A 13,113-nucleotide genomic window follows, 5' to 3' on the forward strand; every position below is an offset into this window, starting at 1 on the left:
CTGGCTGTTATCAAAATAATGTCGCTTGGCTATATCTACACGGAAAAACGAAGGGTTGAGTATCCGAGAAACAGCGAAGCAATTTCGGATTGGCCCTGCCTCTGTATCGCGTTGGATTAATCAAATAGAGTCAAAAGCATCGACCACGCGTCAGCGAAAGATCGATAAATCCGAGTTGATAAAAGATGTTGAACAATATCCAGATGCTTACCAAAAAGAACGTGCAGAGCGTTTTGGCGTTTGTCAGAAGGCCATTTGGCAAGCGCTTAAAAAGCTGGGATTGACCTATAAAAAAAACTCTACGTCATCCGAAAGCCGACGAAAACGCCCGGCAGGGATTTCAACAAAAAAAACAACAGTATGAAAAAGAAGGTAAACCTATTGTTTTTATTGATGAAAGTGGTTTTTCACACGATGCCCCACGGACTCACGGCTATTCCCCAAAAGGTCAACGGTGTTTTGGCCTGAAGAACTGGGGAGCTAGGGGAAGAACAAGTGTTATCGCCGCTTTATTAGGCACAACGCTGTTTGCTATCGGATTATTTGATATCAATATTAACAGCGATGTTTTCTATGCCTGGGTCACACAAGTCCTTATCCCAGTACTCCCTAAAAACAGTGTAATCATGATGGACAATGCCACTTTTCACAAAAAACATAATATTCAACAAGTCATCATCGATGCAGGGTATATGGTGGAGTATTTGCCTACATATTCGCCAGATCTTAACCCAATTGAGCATAAATGGGCACAAGCAAAAAGCAAAAAAAGAGAGATGGGTTGCGATACAGAGAGTTTGTTCTCAGTCCATATGGTGTAATCAAAATTAAGTCGCTTGGCTATATTAGCCCACACCGAACCATCGCACTCACCAATAACGACCTTCTTCTGTAACGCCACCAACAACCCCGCGTGGCGTTTTCTGATAGCAAACATCAGCTATTTACCCTATTGCTAGCAAACCCCCTTACGGCGAATCTGAAATAAAGCAACGAGCACCGCATCGTTTGGGCAATGTTTAAAATTCACGCACGCACGCTCTCTATACTGTCCCCGGATTTTTTCAGGCGAATTTAACATGATGAAATGTACTATCGCGGGCACCGGTTACGTCGGGTTGTCGAACGCTGTGCTATTGGCCCAGCATAATCAGGTGGTGGCTATCGACGTTGTCGAACACAGGGTGGCACTTTTGAACCAGAACCTGCCGCCGATCGTTGATAAAGATATTGACCATTATCTCAAAGAAAAACCGCTCAATCTGGTGGCAACAACGGATAAACAGGTGGCCTATCAGGATGCGGATATCGTGATTATCGCCACGCCGAACAACTACGATCCAATCACCAATGCGTTCGATACCCAGTCGATTGAATCCGTGGTGCAGGATGTGTTGTCCATCAATCCCGATGCGCTTAATCGTCATAAAATCAACGGTTCCCGTGGGATACACCCAGCAACTGCGGCGCACCTTTGCCACGGATAACATTATTTTCTCCCCCGAGTTTCTGCGCGAGGGAAAAGCACTGCATGACAATCTCTACCCATCACGCATTGTCATTGGGGAACGCTCACCGCGCGCACAACGTTTTGCCGCCTTGCTGCTGCAAGGGGCTATCAAGAAAACGGCCCCCGTGCTCTACACCGATGCCACGGAGGCGGAGGGCCCCATTCCCACTCGAAACGCAACAAAACGGTAGAGGCTTATGCCACCAGTAAGTGCGTTAAAAATACCTCATTGGGGGAACGATAGCCCAGCGATTTTCTGCCCCTTGTATTGAGTATGTGTTCGAGTTCGGCAATCTTACGATGACTGACCTGACTGAAGTCTGTTCCCTTTGGGTAAAAACGTCGTATCAGCCCGTTGGTGTGCTCATTCAAGCCCCTCTCCCAGGAATGATAAGGATGGGCAAAGTAGACCTGCACCCCTGTGATTTGAGTAATTTGCTCGTGCAGAGCGAATTCAGGGCCGTTATCAGCTGTTAGGGTCTTAAACTTGCAAAAGGTATTAGCTTCAATGTCCCTGAAAGCAGCAACCACAGTCTCCGCACGCTTATTAGGCAGTTTGCGAATAATGGCGGTTTTCAATGCTTTATCTACGATAGTTAACAAGAATGACTTCTGGTCTTTGCCAAAAATAGTGTCAATTTCGAAGTGGCCAGGTTCCTGTTTAAGCTCGGCTTGAGCTGGGCGATACTCAATACCAACACGGTTGGGAATAGGGCCTGATTTGAGGTTTTCGGCATTGTACCTGTAACGTTTTCCCCGATGAGGAAGTTGCTGATATAGCTCCCCGCCAGCCTGTCTCTCCTGCAGGATATAGCGATATAGCGTATTCTTGCTGACAGATATACCGAATTCCAGGTGCAAACGGCCACTGATGATTTCAGGTGAAGAGTGAGTGGAAAGCGCCTGCCTGATGAAGTTCTGAATGTGTGGCTCCAACGGGTAAAAAGCATTGTTTGGCAGAGGCTTATGACGGCGTTCCCGGGCCAGAGTGTCCGCCCTTCTACAGCAGTAGACACCATTGAAAGTAGGGTCGGTATTGCGTCTGAGTTCCCTGGTGATGGTCGAGCGAGGCAGAGCAAGCTCTCTGGCAATGGTAGCTTGGTTGACACCTTCACCACGCCGCTTTTCGATGTAGAACCGTTCTTTCTGAGTCAGAGGTTTTCCCTGCATGCAACAGGCTCTCCAGTATGGCCAGAACGGTGATTTTATCCGACTCTGGCAAGTGGGTCACTTTGTTGCGTTTCGAGTGGGAATGGGGCCTGTTCCGCTTGAGATAGCCGGGGTTGCGCGTCACGAGCGTAACGCGCGAGTCAGTGCGTTGCTGGAATGGGTGGGACTCAGTAAACTAGTTGCTGAATAGAGACTTGCATTTTTTGTCAGGCTATTGAGAATAAAAAGAGGTTTAACTTAGGCTTTGTTGAATAATTTAACGTTTTGATTTACACCTTCTTTAGGTGGGATGCATGTACAGAAAATGTATTTTGTTAGAGCGATAAATCAAATAGTTAGCACAATAAAAAGCATTACGGTAGTAAAATTTAGTCGTTAAAATTTTATAATACCCATTTAAATCAGTATTTTAAATTATTCAACAAAGCCTTTAACTTAGAGAATAAAGGTGGCTTTGTTGAATAATTTAACCGTTTGATTTACATCTTCTTTAGTTAGAATGCATTTACAGAGAATGTATTTTGTTAGAACGACAAATCAAATAGTTAGCACAATAAAAAGCATTCCGAGAGGAAAAACTAGTCGTTGAAATTTTATAATGCTTATATAAATCAGTATCTTAAATTATTCAACAAAGCCAATAAAGGTTTGAAATGATCAACAAAGAGCGGTTGTTACGAGATAATCGTTTATGTAAAGCAATCATTGGATTATCAGTCGAAGAATTGAAAAATTTAGCCGCTGAATTTTCAGCTTGTTATTTGATTTATCGGAAAAAGAATCGAAAAGATCACGAGCGGCAGATGGGTGCAGGGCAGAAAGGATTTATCCCAACCCGGCTTTGTTGAATAATTTAACGTTTTGATTTACAACTTCTTTAGGTGGGATGCATGTACAGAAAATGTATTTTGTTAGAGCGATAAATCAAATAGTTAGCACAATAAAAAGCATTACGGTAGTAAAATTTAGGAGACTGTAAAATAATCTGTGTAAATGGCATTTTGAGGAAAACCTTCAAAGGATAACAAAATGCCTATCAGCAACGAACTTATTGACCAACTGCTTCAAGATTGTCACTCCCCTCAGGATCTGCTGGGTGAATCAGGCCTACTCAAGGTGCTGACTAAAAGACTGGCGGAACGGGTTCTTGAAGCTGAGATGGAGATGCACCTTGGGTATGCTAAGCATGACCCGGCTGGTAATCATTCAGGCAACTCACGCAATGGCAAGACATCCAAGAGCGTACGTAGCCAAAATGGGGAGATCGAGCTCGATATTCCGCGCGACCGCAACAGTACCTTCGAGCCGACACTGATCGGTAAGCACGAAAAACAGCTTAACGGCTTCGATGACCGCATTATTTCTCTCTATTCCAGAGGGTTATCAACCCGTGATATTCAGGCACACTTTAAAGAAGTCTACGGGGTCGATGTTTCCGCTGGCTTCATTTCTCAAGTGACCAATGCTGTGATGGATGAAGTTAAGCGCTGGCAGCAACGGCCGCTGGATGCGCTTTATCCCATTGTTTACCTTGACTGTATTGTTGTCAAAAGCCAGGACGGCGGAGCCGTGGCCAACAAGTCTGTTTATCTGGCCCTCGGCGTCAACGGCCAGGGCGAAAAAGAGCTGCTGGGGCTATGGATAGCCAAAACTGAGGGGGCCAAGTTCTGGTTATCTGTGATGACAGAACTGAAAAATCGTGGGCTAAAGGACATCTTCGTCGCCTGCTGCGATGGCCTGAAAGGCTTTCCTGATGCCATTGAAGCTGTTTACCCGCATACCCGGGTACAGCTCTGCATTGTGCATCAGGTGCGGAACTCGCTGCGCTACGTCGGCTGGAAAGAGCGTAAGGCCGTTGCTGCTGACCTGCGCACCATCTATAGTTCCGCAACGCTAGAGGGCGCTGAAGAGGCCCTGGATGCCTTCGCGGCCAAATGGGATGAACAGTTCCCGACGATCAGCCCGTCGTGGAGAAATAATTGGGAACGTCTCATCGTCATTTTTGACTTTCCGCCGGAGATCCGCAAGGTTATCTACACCACCAACGCGATAGAGTCGTTAAATGCTTCATTGCGCAAGATAACGAAAACGCGACGAATATTTCCAACGGATGACTCGGTGATAAAATTACTCTATCTAGCCTTGCATAATATCTCTGCTAAATGGACCTTGCCAATCAGAGACTGGAAACCTGCTATGAGCCAATTCATGTTGATGTATGGAGAACGAATCTCCGGTTAAGCAATGGAGCCATTTACACAAAATTCTTTACAGACTCAAATTTAGTCGTTAAAATTTTATAATACCCATTTAAATCAGTATTTTAAATTATTCAACAAAGCCGCATAGGATGTAATCATTTTTAAGTCGGTTGGCTATATCGCTCTAACAAAATACATTTTCTGTACATGCATCCCACCTAAAGAAGTTGTAAATCAAAACGTTAAATTATTCAACAAAGCCCTTTTTATTGTGCTCACTATTTGATTTATCGCTCTAACAAAATACATTTTCTGTACATGCATCCCACCTAAAGAAGTTGTAAATCAAAACGTTAAATTATTCAACAAAGCCCTTTTTATTGTGCTAACTATTTGATTTGTCGTTCTAACAAAATACATTCTCTGTAAATGCATTCTAACTAAAGAAGATGTAAATCAAACGGTTAAATTATTCAACAAAGCCCGTTAAAATTTTATAATACCCATTTAAATCAGTATTTTAAATTATTCAACAAAGCCCATTCCGAGAGGAAAAATTAGTCGTTGAAATTTTATAATGCTTATATAAATCAGTATCTTAAATTATTCAACAAAGCCCGTGACGGCGCCCATTTTTGCTCATGGGGATAAATCCAATTTGCCTTGTTTCGTCAGTCATAATAAGCCCTTTTCGAGTGGTCTGTCTTTTCTTTCCCGAATACATTTTTTTTCGCCGACGCAGATTCTTAGGCTTTTGGACAGGTCGCTCTGTCCCATCAATAAAGACGTCTTTAACTCCAGGAAAGGCGCGAAAAAATTCCTCAGCAGAGCGAATTTGACGAGCGGGCAAAACACATTCTCGCCCCAAGGTCATCTCTAAAACCGGCAATAATATTTTTACCCAGCGACATACCCGTGTTCTATCTAAACCAAAAAGAAGTCCTTGCAAATCATAGGTCGGATAACATTTTAAATACAATAAAATAAAAAGCAGTTTATCTAATGGGGTTGGGATAAATCCTTTCTGCCCTGCACCCATCTGCCGCTCGTGATCTTTTCGATTCTTTTTCCGATAAATCAAATAACAAGCTGAAAATTCAGCGGCTAAATTTTTCAATTCTTCGACTGATAATCCAATGATTGCTTTACATAAACGATTATCTCGTAACAACCGCTCTTTGTTGATCATTTCAAACCTTTATTCTCTAAGTTAAACCTCTTTTTATTCTCAATAGCCTGACAAAAAATGCAAGTCTCTATTCAGCAACTAGTTTATTGAGTCTGCACTTAAGTTCTTTGGCGGAACTCCGCATCAGTTGCTGTTCGACAACGCCAAGGCCATCATTATTGAGCGTGATGTCTACGGATTGAGCGTGATGTCTACGGGCCCGGCAGGCTTTGTTGAATAATTTAAGATACTGATTTATATAAGCATTATAAAATTTCAACGACTAATTTTTCCTCTCGGAATGCTTTTTATTGTGCTAACTATTTGATTTGTCGTTCTAACAAAATACATTCTCTGTAAATGCATTCTAACTAAAGAAGATGTAAATCAAACGGTTAAATTATTCAACAAAGCCGGCCCGGCAAGCATCGCTGGAACCCACAGTTGATGCAACTGGCTGAGAAGTATGCCTTTACGCCTAAAGTTTGCCGTCCCTACCGCGCCAAGACTAAGGGCAAGGTCGAACGCTTCAACCATTACCTCAAGAACAGCTTTGTTGTGCCGCTTGCCGCCACGTTTCGCCAGGCTGGGCTGATACTGGACGTCCCCGCGGCTAATGCACGCATTGGTGAGTGGTTGATCACCGTTGCCAACACCCGTAAACATGGCACCACCGGTATTCCGCCTGAACAACGCATGCCGCGTGAGCGGGCTGCGTTGTTGCCATTGCCGAAGATAACACTGGCATTGCCTCCACCGGTACTGTAGTGGCATACTGAATTTGGCCACCTAAGTAGAGGTGATATGCTTACCTCATAATTTTTATAGGTGCCAAAATGAGTAAAATAATTACTGCTGAATTTAAATGTGAAACCGCCAAATTAGTCCTTGACCAAAATTATACCTACCAGGAAGCCGCGAAAGCCATGAACGTCAGTCTTTCAGCGATTAGCCGGTGGGTAAGAGCCCTTCGTTTAGAACGTCAAGGGAAAACATCGCCTGGTCTGCCATTAACACCTGAACAAATTGAGTTCAGAGAAATGAAGAAAAAAATCCACCGACTGGAAATGGAGAATGCCATCTTAAAAAAGGCTACTGCGCTCTTAATGTCCGACTCACTGAAAAATTCTCGGTAGTTGAAAAGCTAAGAGCGCTTTATCCAGTGAAAGCGTTGTGTCGTATTTTTAATGTTCACCGAAGCAGTTATCGCTATTGGTGTCGACCTAAGGAGCCAGATATTGAGCGGACGATAAAACGTAGCCTGGTCAGCGAAGCGTGGAACGTTAGTGGCGGGTCTGCGGGCGCAAGGACTATCGCTACGATGGTTACCAATACACACGACGTGAAACTTGGGCGGTGGTTAGCGGGTAAGTTGATGAAAGAATTAACCCTCGTTAGTTGCCAAACAAGAAAACATCAATACAACAGCGGTGGAAATGAACGTATTGATATTCCAAATCTGCTCAATAGGCAGTTCGCTGTTACCAAGCCTGACCAGGTTTGGTGCGGCGATGTAACCTATATTTGGACAGGCGACCGATGGGCGTATCTGGCGGTGGTATTAGATTTATTTGCCCGAAAACCCGTGGGTTGGGCAATGTCGTTTTCGCCAGATTCAGAATTAACAGCCAAAGCACTACAAATGGATTGGGAACTGCGTGGGCATCCCAAACAAGTCATGTTTCATAGTGACCAAGGAAGCCATTACACCAGTCTTCAGTATAGGCAGGCATTGTGGCGTTATCAGATGACCCAAAGTATGAGTCGCAGAGGAAATTGTTGGGATAATAGTCCGATGGAGCGATTCTTCCGTAGTCTGAAGACTGAATGGGTGCCAACGACTGGCTACCAAAGCTTTAGTACTGCTCAATCATCCATTATTCGCTACATAACCCATTATTATAGCGATGTCAGACCTCACTGGTATAACGGTGGGTTAACACCAAATGAATCAGAACGGCTGTTCCATCAACAGTCAGGTAGGGTGGCCAAATTTAGTTGACCACTACATACCGGCGAGTTGCTCGCGCCCCATACCCACAGAGAGTCTCCAGCACCCGTTGGCTACGTATCAGGCGCTACTGGAGGTAGAAGCATGAACCTCCAGCATGATCGTATCGCAGCGCTCTGCGAGCAGCTTAAGCTCGATAGATTACCGGCTGAGTGGCCCGCCGTTGCTCAGACGACGATCGACAGCAACGGCACTCATGCCGACTTCCTTGAAGCTGCTTTACAGCTTCAGCATGATGGGCTGAACGAACGGCGCCGGCAGACTATTTTGCGTTTATCAGGCCTACCGGTGATCAAGACGCTGGAGCAGTTTGATTTCGCCTTTGCGAGTGGCGTACCTCGCAGTCAGATCTAGGAGTTGGCCGGGCTGGCGTTTATCGAGCGTCAGGAGAACCTGGTCTTGCTGGGTACGTCCGGGGTAGGTAAAACGCACCTGGCGACAGCACTCGGCTACAGAGCCGCGATGGCCGGAATGAGTATTCGGTTCGTCACAGCCGCAGATCTGATGCTACAGCTGCTCGCATCACATCGTCAGGGTGAGTTAAAAAGCTATCTTAATCGCGTTGTGGGTAAGCCTAAGTTGTTGATCATAGATGAGGTTGGCTACCTTCCCTTCGGTAAAATGGAAGCCAATCTGTTCTTCCAGGTTATCGCTAAACGGTATGAGTCAGGCAGCGTGGTCCTGACCAGCAACCTGCCGTTTACCCAGTGGTCGGGGACATTCGGAGATGATGAAACGCTGACGGCGGCGATGCTGGATCGGCTGCTTCACCATGCGCATATCGCGCAAATCAGCGGTCAAAGCTATCGACTGAAAGATAAGCTGAAAAGCGGTCAGATCCAGAAGAAAACTAAAGCAGCTACGCTCGAGTAATTCAAAGGGGGTGGGTCAGTTGTACTTTGGCAGGGTGGGTCAGAATTCAATCGGTATTGACAGGTAACCATCGTGGCGATAGTCCTTGCGCCCGCAGACCCGCCACTAACGTTCCACGCTTCGCTGACCAGGCTACGTTTTATCGTCCGCTCAATATCTGGCTCCTTAGGTCGACACCAATAGCGATAACTGCTTCGGTGAACATTAAAAATACGACACAACGCTTTCACTGGATAAAGCGCTCTTAGCTTTTCAACTACCGAGAATTTTTCAGTGAGTCGGACATTAAGAGCGCAGTAGCCTTTTTTAAGATGGCATTCTCCATTTCCAGTCGGTGGATTTTTTTCTTCATTTCTCTGAACTCAATTTGTTCAGGTGTTAATGGCAGACCAGGCGATGTTTTCCCTTGACGTTCTAAACGAAGGGCTCTTACCCACCGGCTAATCGCTGAAAGACTGACGTTCATGGCTTTCGCGGCTTCCTGGTAGGTATAATTTTGGTCAAGGACTAATTTGACGGTTTCACATTTAAATTCAGCAGTAATTATTTTACTCATTTTGGCACCTATAAAAATTATGAGGTAAGCATATCACCTCTACTTAGGTGGCCAAATTCAGTATGCCACTACACTCATCGCTGGTCTGCGGGGCCCTGATGAAGGCATATAACGGCTTTGTTGAATAATTTAACATGCTGATTTACATAATTATTATAACACTTCAACAACTAAGTTTTCCAGCCGTAATGCTTTTTATTGTGCTAACTACTTGATTTGTCGTTCTAACAAAATACAGTCTCTGTACATGCATTCTACCTAAAGAAGATGTAAATCAAACGGTTAAATTATTCAACAAAGCCGCATATAACCTGCGAACTCCCCCGCCGGGCCTGGTGGTGCATACGGACAGGGGGGCGCAGTACACGGGACAACGCTTTCAGGCGCTGCTGAGCAGCTACAGGCTGAGGAGCAGTATGGAAGACGTGGGTGCCTGCTGGGATAATGCGGTGATGGAGCGCTTCTGGGGCAGTCTGAAACATGAATGGTTGCTGCTGGTACCCCAGCCAACACGGGCTTACATGGAGCAGGATGTGGCGACGTATGTCCGCTACTACAACCTAGACAGGCATCATGCCGCTAACGGGGATCTGTCTCCGGTGCGTTATGAACAAATGGCTGAGAAAAAAGTGTCCTGATTTACTTGACCAGTGCAATTTCGATGATATAGCTAAACGACTTAATTTTGATTACATTATTTAAATGAGCTATAGCTAAACGACTTAATTTTGATTACATTATTTAAATGAGCTATTCAATTGATTTTAGACGTAAAGTGATATCTACACGGAAAAACGAAGGGTTGAGTATCCGAGAAACAGCGAAGCAATTTCGGATTGGCCCTGCCTCTGTATCGCGTTGGATTAATCAAATAGAGTCAAAAGCATCGACCACGCGTCAGCGAAAGATCGATAAATCCGAGTTGATAAAAGATGTTGAACAATATCCAGATGCTTACCAAAAAGAACGTGCAGAGCGTTTTGGCGTTTGTCAGAAGGCCATTTGGCAAGCGCTTAAAAAGCTGGGATTGACCTATAAAAAAAACTCTACGTCATCCGAAAGCCGACGAAAACGCCCGGCAGGGATTTCAACAAAAAAAACAACAGTATGAAAAAGAAGGTAAACCTATTGTTTTTATTGATGAAAGTGGTTTTTCACACGATGCCCCACGGACTCACGGCTATTCCCCAAAAGGTCAACGGTGTTTTGGCCTGAAGAACTGGGGAGCTAGGGGAGCTAGGGGAAGAACAAATGTTATCGGCGCTTTATTAGGCACAACGCTGTTTGCTATCGGATTATTTGATATCAATATTAACAGCGATGTTTTCTATGCCTGGGTCACACAAGTCCTTATCCCAGTACTCCCTAAAAACAGTGTAATCATGATGGACAATGCCACTTTTCACAAAAAACATAATATTCAACAAGTCATCATCGATGCAGGGTATATGGGGCTTTGTTGAATAATTTAACCGTTTGATTTAAATCTTCTTTAGGTAGAATGCATGTACAGAGACTGTATTTTGTTAGAACGACAAATCAAGTAGTTAGCACAATAAAAAGCATTACGGCTGGAAAACTTAGTTGTTGAAGTGTTATAATAATTATGTAAATCAGCATGTTAAATTATTCAACAAAGCCGGTATATGGTGGAGTATTTGCCTACATATTCGCCAGATCTTAACCCAATTGAGCATAAATGGGCACAAGCAAAAAGCAAAAAAAGAGAGATGGGTTGCGATACAGAGAGTTTGTTCTCAGTCCATATGGTGTAATCAAAATTAAGTCGCTTGGCTATAGCTGCCCTGAAACAAAAAACCGCTGGTAATCCGTCCGCCAAGTGACCTAGAATAGCCATCCAGATGTTAATCCATCTATACTGTTTTACTGACACATCGCGACTACTACAGCATTTGCTTTGAAGGTATAAAAACGCATGGCTAAACACCTTTTTACGTCGGAATCCGTTTCTGAAGGGCATCCGGACAAGATTGCAGACCAGATCTCTGATGCGGTTCTTGACGCCATTTTGGAACAAGACCCCAAGGCGCGCGTCGCCTGTGAGACTTACGTGAAAACCGGTATGGTGTTAGTGGGCGGTGAGATCACCACCAGCGCCTGGGTGGATATTGAAGAGATCACGCGTCGTACGGTACGTGAGATTGGTTACGTCAACTCAGAGATGGGGTTTGATGCCAACTCCTGCGCCGTGTTAAGCGCCATCGGCAAACAATCGCCGGATATCAATCAGGGCGTCGATCGCAGCAATCCGCTGGAACAAGGTGCGGGCGATCAGGGTCTGATGTTCGGTTATGCAACCAATGAAACCGATGTACTGATGCCAGCGCCTATCACCTACGCTCACCGTTTAGTACAGCGTCAGGCTGAAGTACGCAAGAACGGCACGCTGCCGTGGCTGCGCCCGGATGCAAAAAGCCAGGTTACCTTCCAATATGATGACGGAAAAATTGTCGGTATTGACGCGGTAGTCCTGTCAACACAGCACGCAGAAGACATTGCGCAAAGCGATTTGCATGAAGCGGTGATGGAAGAGATCATCAAGCCGGTTCTGCCGTCTGAATGGCTCTCTGCCAGCACCAAATTCTTTATCAACCCAACAGGCCGTTTTGTTATTGGTGGCCCGATGGGTGACTGCGGTTTGACCGGTCGCAAAATTATCGTGGATACCTACGGCGGTGCCGCGCGTCACGGCGGCGGTGCGTTTTCCGGTAAGGATCCATCTAAGGTGGACCGCTCTGCGGCCTATGCCGCGCGTTACGTGGCGAAGAACATCGTTGCTGCAGGTTTGGCCGATCGCTGTGAGATTCAGGTTTCCTACGCCATCGGTGTTGCCGAACCGACCTCGATCATGATCGAAACCTTTGGCACAGAAAAAATCCCGGCAGAGCGCCTCACTCAGTTAGTACGCGAATTATTCGATCTGCGTCCTTACGGGTTGATCCAGATGCTCGATCTGCTGCACCCGATTTATCAGGAAACTGCCGCTTACGGTCACTTCGGCCGCGAACACTTCCCGTGGGAGAAAACCGACAAGGCTGCACAACTGCGCGCTTCTGCCGGTCTGTAACCACCGCAAGGCATTCCTATCGCGCTCCACCACGCTGTCATGCACTGTCTGCGTGAACGCCTGTAATTCGCCAATCAAGCCTTAGGCAGCCAGTATTCGGAGCCCAGCGTCAGCTATCAGCAGCGCGGCGCAACCGCCGGAACCGCCTGGCTACAACAATGGGAAATCCGTCTGAACCCGGTGCTGTTGCTGGAAAACCAGCAGGCTTTCATCGATGAGGTCGTCCCCCACGAACTGGCTCATCTGCTGGTGTATGCCCGATTCGGTCGCGTAGCGCCTTATGGCAAAGAATGGCGCTGGATGATGGAACAGATTCTGCAAACCCCGGCGAAACGCACACACCGATTCGCCACGGCCTCAGTACAGGGCAAAACCTACCCTTATCGTTGCGCCTGTCAGCAGCATCAGCTAAGCGTACGTCGTCATTACCGTGCCCAACGTGGCGATGCCACCTATCGCTGCCTGAAGTGCGGTAAACCACTCCAGTTTGATGCCGTGCCACAGACCTGAGCTTTTCGCCCTCACGGCGGCTTTGT

13 protein-coding genes and 6 pseudogenes are annotated in these 13,113 nt (G+C 45.8%); 15 read left to right on the forward strand and 4 right to left on the reverse strand.

All coding sequences use genetic code 11. From position 1 onward, the window contains the following. The first annotated feature begins 25 nt into the window (after positions 1–25). The 3 genes and pseudogenes from ACQGXV_RS07745 to ACQGXV_RS07755 all read left to right on the forward strand — a co-directional run. Positions 26–364 (forward strand): IS630 transposase-related protein, encoded by a 339-nt coding sequence (locus ACQGXV_RS07745; RefSeq protein WP_440862928.1) that lies wholly within the window; start codon positions 26–28, stop codon positions 362–364. Beyond that, positions 288–821, forward strand: coding sequence for an IS630 family transposase (locus ACQGXV_RS07750; protein WP_440867323.1), 534 nt, complete (start codon positions 288–290; stop codon positions 819–821). Before ACQGXV_RS07745 ends, ACQGXV_RS07750 begins: the two co-directional genes overlap by 77 nt. Before the next feature lie 261 nt (positions 822–1,082). After that, positions 1,083–1,665 (forward strand): annotated as a pseudogene (locus ACQGXV_RS07755) (UDP-glucose 6-dehydrogenase); the annotation flags it as partial. Between the two features lie 40 nt (positions 1,666–1,705). On the opposite strand, the gene ACQGXV_RS07760 reads toward ACQGXV_RS07755, so the two are convergent. After that, positions 1,706–2,680: an IS30 family transposase gene (locus ACQGXV_RS07760; protein ID WP_440866080.1), complete on the reverse strand. Its 975-nt coding sequence runs from the start codon at positions 2,678–2,680 to the stop codon at positions 1,706–1,708. On the opposite strand from ACQGXV_RS07760, the gene ACQGXV_RS07765 reads away from it, so the two are divergent. The 3 genes from ACQGXV_RS07765 (at position 2,679) to ACQGXV_RS07775 (ending at position 4,921) form a co-directional block, all read left to right on the forward strand. Then, on the forward strand, positions 2,679–2,870 hold the full coding sequence (locus ACQGXV_RS07765; RefSeq protein ID WP_440866081.1) for a hypothetical protein: 192 nt from the start codon (positions 2,679–2,681) through the stop codon (positions 2,868–2,870). The genes ACQGXV_RS07760 and ACQGXV_RS07765 overlap by 2 nt on opposite strands. Before the next feature lie 463 nt (positions 2,871–3,333). Beyond that, positions 3,334–3,528, forward strand: a complete 195-nt coding sequence (locus ACQGXV_RS07770; RefSeq protein ID WP_440866082.1) for a hypothetical protein — start codon at positions 3,334–3,336, stop codon at positions 3,526–3,528. Between the two features lie 181 nt (positions 3,529–3,709). Continuing rightward, positions 3,710–4,921: an IS256 family transposase gene (locus ACQGXV_RS07775; RefSeq protein ID WP_440862551.1), complete on the forward strand. Its 1,212-nt coding sequence runs from the start codon at positions 3,710–3,712 to the stop codon at positions 4,919–4,921. Positions 4,922–5,488: 567 nt separating this feature from the next. Here the strand turns inward: ACQGXV_RS07775 and ACQGXV_RS07780 are convergent. Then, positions 5,489–6,070, reverse strand: coding sequence for a transposase family protein (locus tag ACQGXV_RS07780; RefSeq protein ID WP_440866083.1), 582 nt, complete (start codon positions 6,068–6,070; stop codon positions 5,489–5,491). A 67-nt stretch (positions 6,071–6,137) separates the two neighbouring features. Continuing rightward, complete coding sequence (locus ACQGXV_RS07785; protein ID WP_440866084.1) at positions 6,138–6,329, reverse strand: hypothetical protein; 192 nt, start codon at positions 6,327–6,329, stop codon at positions 6,138–6,140. A gap of 140 nt (positions 6,330–6,469) precedes the next feature. Between ACQGXV_RS07785 and ACQGXV_RS07790 the strand changes: the two are divergent. The 3 genes and pseudogenes from ACQGXV_RS07790 to istB form a co-directional block, all read left to right on the forward strand. Then, a pseudogene (locus ACQGXV_RS07790) lies at positions 6,470–6,805 on the forward strand (IS21 family transposase); the annotation flags it as partial. Between the two features lie 80 nt (positions 6,806–6,885). Then, a protein-coding gene (locus ACQGXV_RS07795) for an IS3 family transposase (protein ID WP_440866085.1) occupies positions 6,886–8,051 on the forward strand; the annotation gives its coding sequence in 2 pieces (ribosomal slippage) (positions 6,886–7,129 and positions 7,129–8,051; 1,167 coding nt in all). A gap of 93 nt (positions 8,052–8,144) precedes the next feature. Further along, a pseudogene (gene istB / locus ACQGXV_RS07800) lies at positions 8,145–8,933 on the forward strand (IS21-like element helper ATPase IstB). 62 nt (positions 8,934–8,995) lie between these two features. On the opposite strand, the pseudogene ACQGXV_RS07805 reads toward istB, so the two are convergent. After that, a pseudogene (locus ACQGXV_RS07805) lies at positions 8,996–9,489 on the reverse strand (transposase); the annotation flags it as partial. Between the two features lie 266 nt (positions 9,490–9,755). Here ACQGXV_RS07805 and ACQGXV_RS07810 point away from each other — a divergent pair. The 6 genes and pseudogenes from ACQGXV_RS07810 to ACQGXV_RS07835 form a co-directional block, all read left to right on the forward strand. Next, a pseudogene (locus tag ACQGXV_RS07810) lies at positions 9,756–10,127 on the forward strand (integrase core domain-containing protein); the annotation flags it as partial. 107 nt (positions 10,128–10,234) lie between these two features. Then, positions 10,235–10,600 (forward strand): IS630 transposase-related protein, encoded by a 366-nt coding sequence (locus ACQGXV_RS07815; protein WP_440862584.1) that lies wholly within the window; start codon positions 10,235–10,237, stop codon positions 10,598–10,600. A gap of 25 nt (positions 10,601–10,625) precedes the next feature. Further along, positions 10,626–10,952 carry a transposase gene (locus ACQGXV_RS07820; protein ID WP_440867324.1) on the forward strand — a complete coding sequence of 109 codons (327 nt, stop codon included), beginning with the start codon at positions 10,626–10,628 and terminating at the stop codon, positions 10,950–10,952. Between the two features lie 183 nt (positions 10,953–11,135). Then, entirely contained in the window at positions 11,136–11,264 is a 129-nt protein-coding gene (locus ACQGXV_RS07825) for a transposase (protein WP_440862618.1), read from the forward strand. Between the two features lie 161 nt (positions 11,265–11,425). Further along, entirely contained in the window at positions 11,426–12,577 is a 1,152-nt protein-coding gene (metK, locus tag ACQGXV_RS07830; protein ID WP_440866086.1) for a methionine adenosyltransferase, read from the forward strand. Between the two features lie 39 nt (positions 12,578–12,616). Further along, positions 12,617–13,087: pseudogene (locus ACQGXV_RS07835) on the forward strand (SprT family zinc-dependent metalloprotease). Positions 13,088–13,113 lie beyond the last annotated feature (26 nt).

Origin of the sequence: Symbiopectobacterium purcellii (assembly GCF_052050035.1) — a bacterium.
GTDB lineage: Bacteria > Pseudomonadota > Gammaproteobacteria > Enterobacterales > Enterobacteriaceae > Symbiopectobacterium > Symbiopectobacterium purcellii_A.

What these genes read in the sequence shown, in the direction of transcription:
- ACQGXV_RS07765 (WP_440866081.1), top strand. Translation starts at nt 2,679, where the DNA reads ATGCAACAGGCTCTCCAGTATGGCCAGAACGGTGATTTTATCCGACTC.
- ACQGXV_RS07760 (WP_440866080.1), bottom strand. Translation starts at nt 2,680, where the DNA reads ATGCAGGGAAAACCTCTGACTCAGAAAGAACGGTTCTACATCGAAAAG.
- ACQGXV_RS07770 (WP_440866082.1), top strand. Translation starts at nt 3,334, where the DNA reads ATGATCAACAAAGAGCGGTTGTTACGAGATAATCGTTTATGTAAAGCA.
- ACQGXV_RS07775 (WP_440862551.1), top strand. Translation starts at nt 3,710, where the DNA reads ATGCCTATCAGCAACGAACTTATTGACCAACTGCTTCAAGATTGTCAC.
- ACQGXV_RS07780 (WP_440866083.1), bottom strand. Translation starts at nt 6,070, where the DNA reads ATGATCAACAAAGAGCGGTTGTTACGAGATAATCGTTTATGTAAAGCA.
- ACQGXV_RS07815 (WP_440862584.1), top strand. Translation starts at nt 10,235, where the DNA reads ATGAGCTATTCAATTGATTTTAGACGTAAAGTGATATCTACACGGAAA.
- ACQGXV_RS07825 (WP_440862618.1), top strand. Translation starts at nt 11,136, where the DNA reads ATGGTGGAGTATTTGCCTACATATTCGCCAGATCTTAACCCAATTGAG.
- metK (WP_440866086.1), top strand. Translation starts at nt 11,426, where the DNA reads ATGGCTAAACACCTTTTTACGTCGGAATCCGTTTCTGAAGGGCATCCG.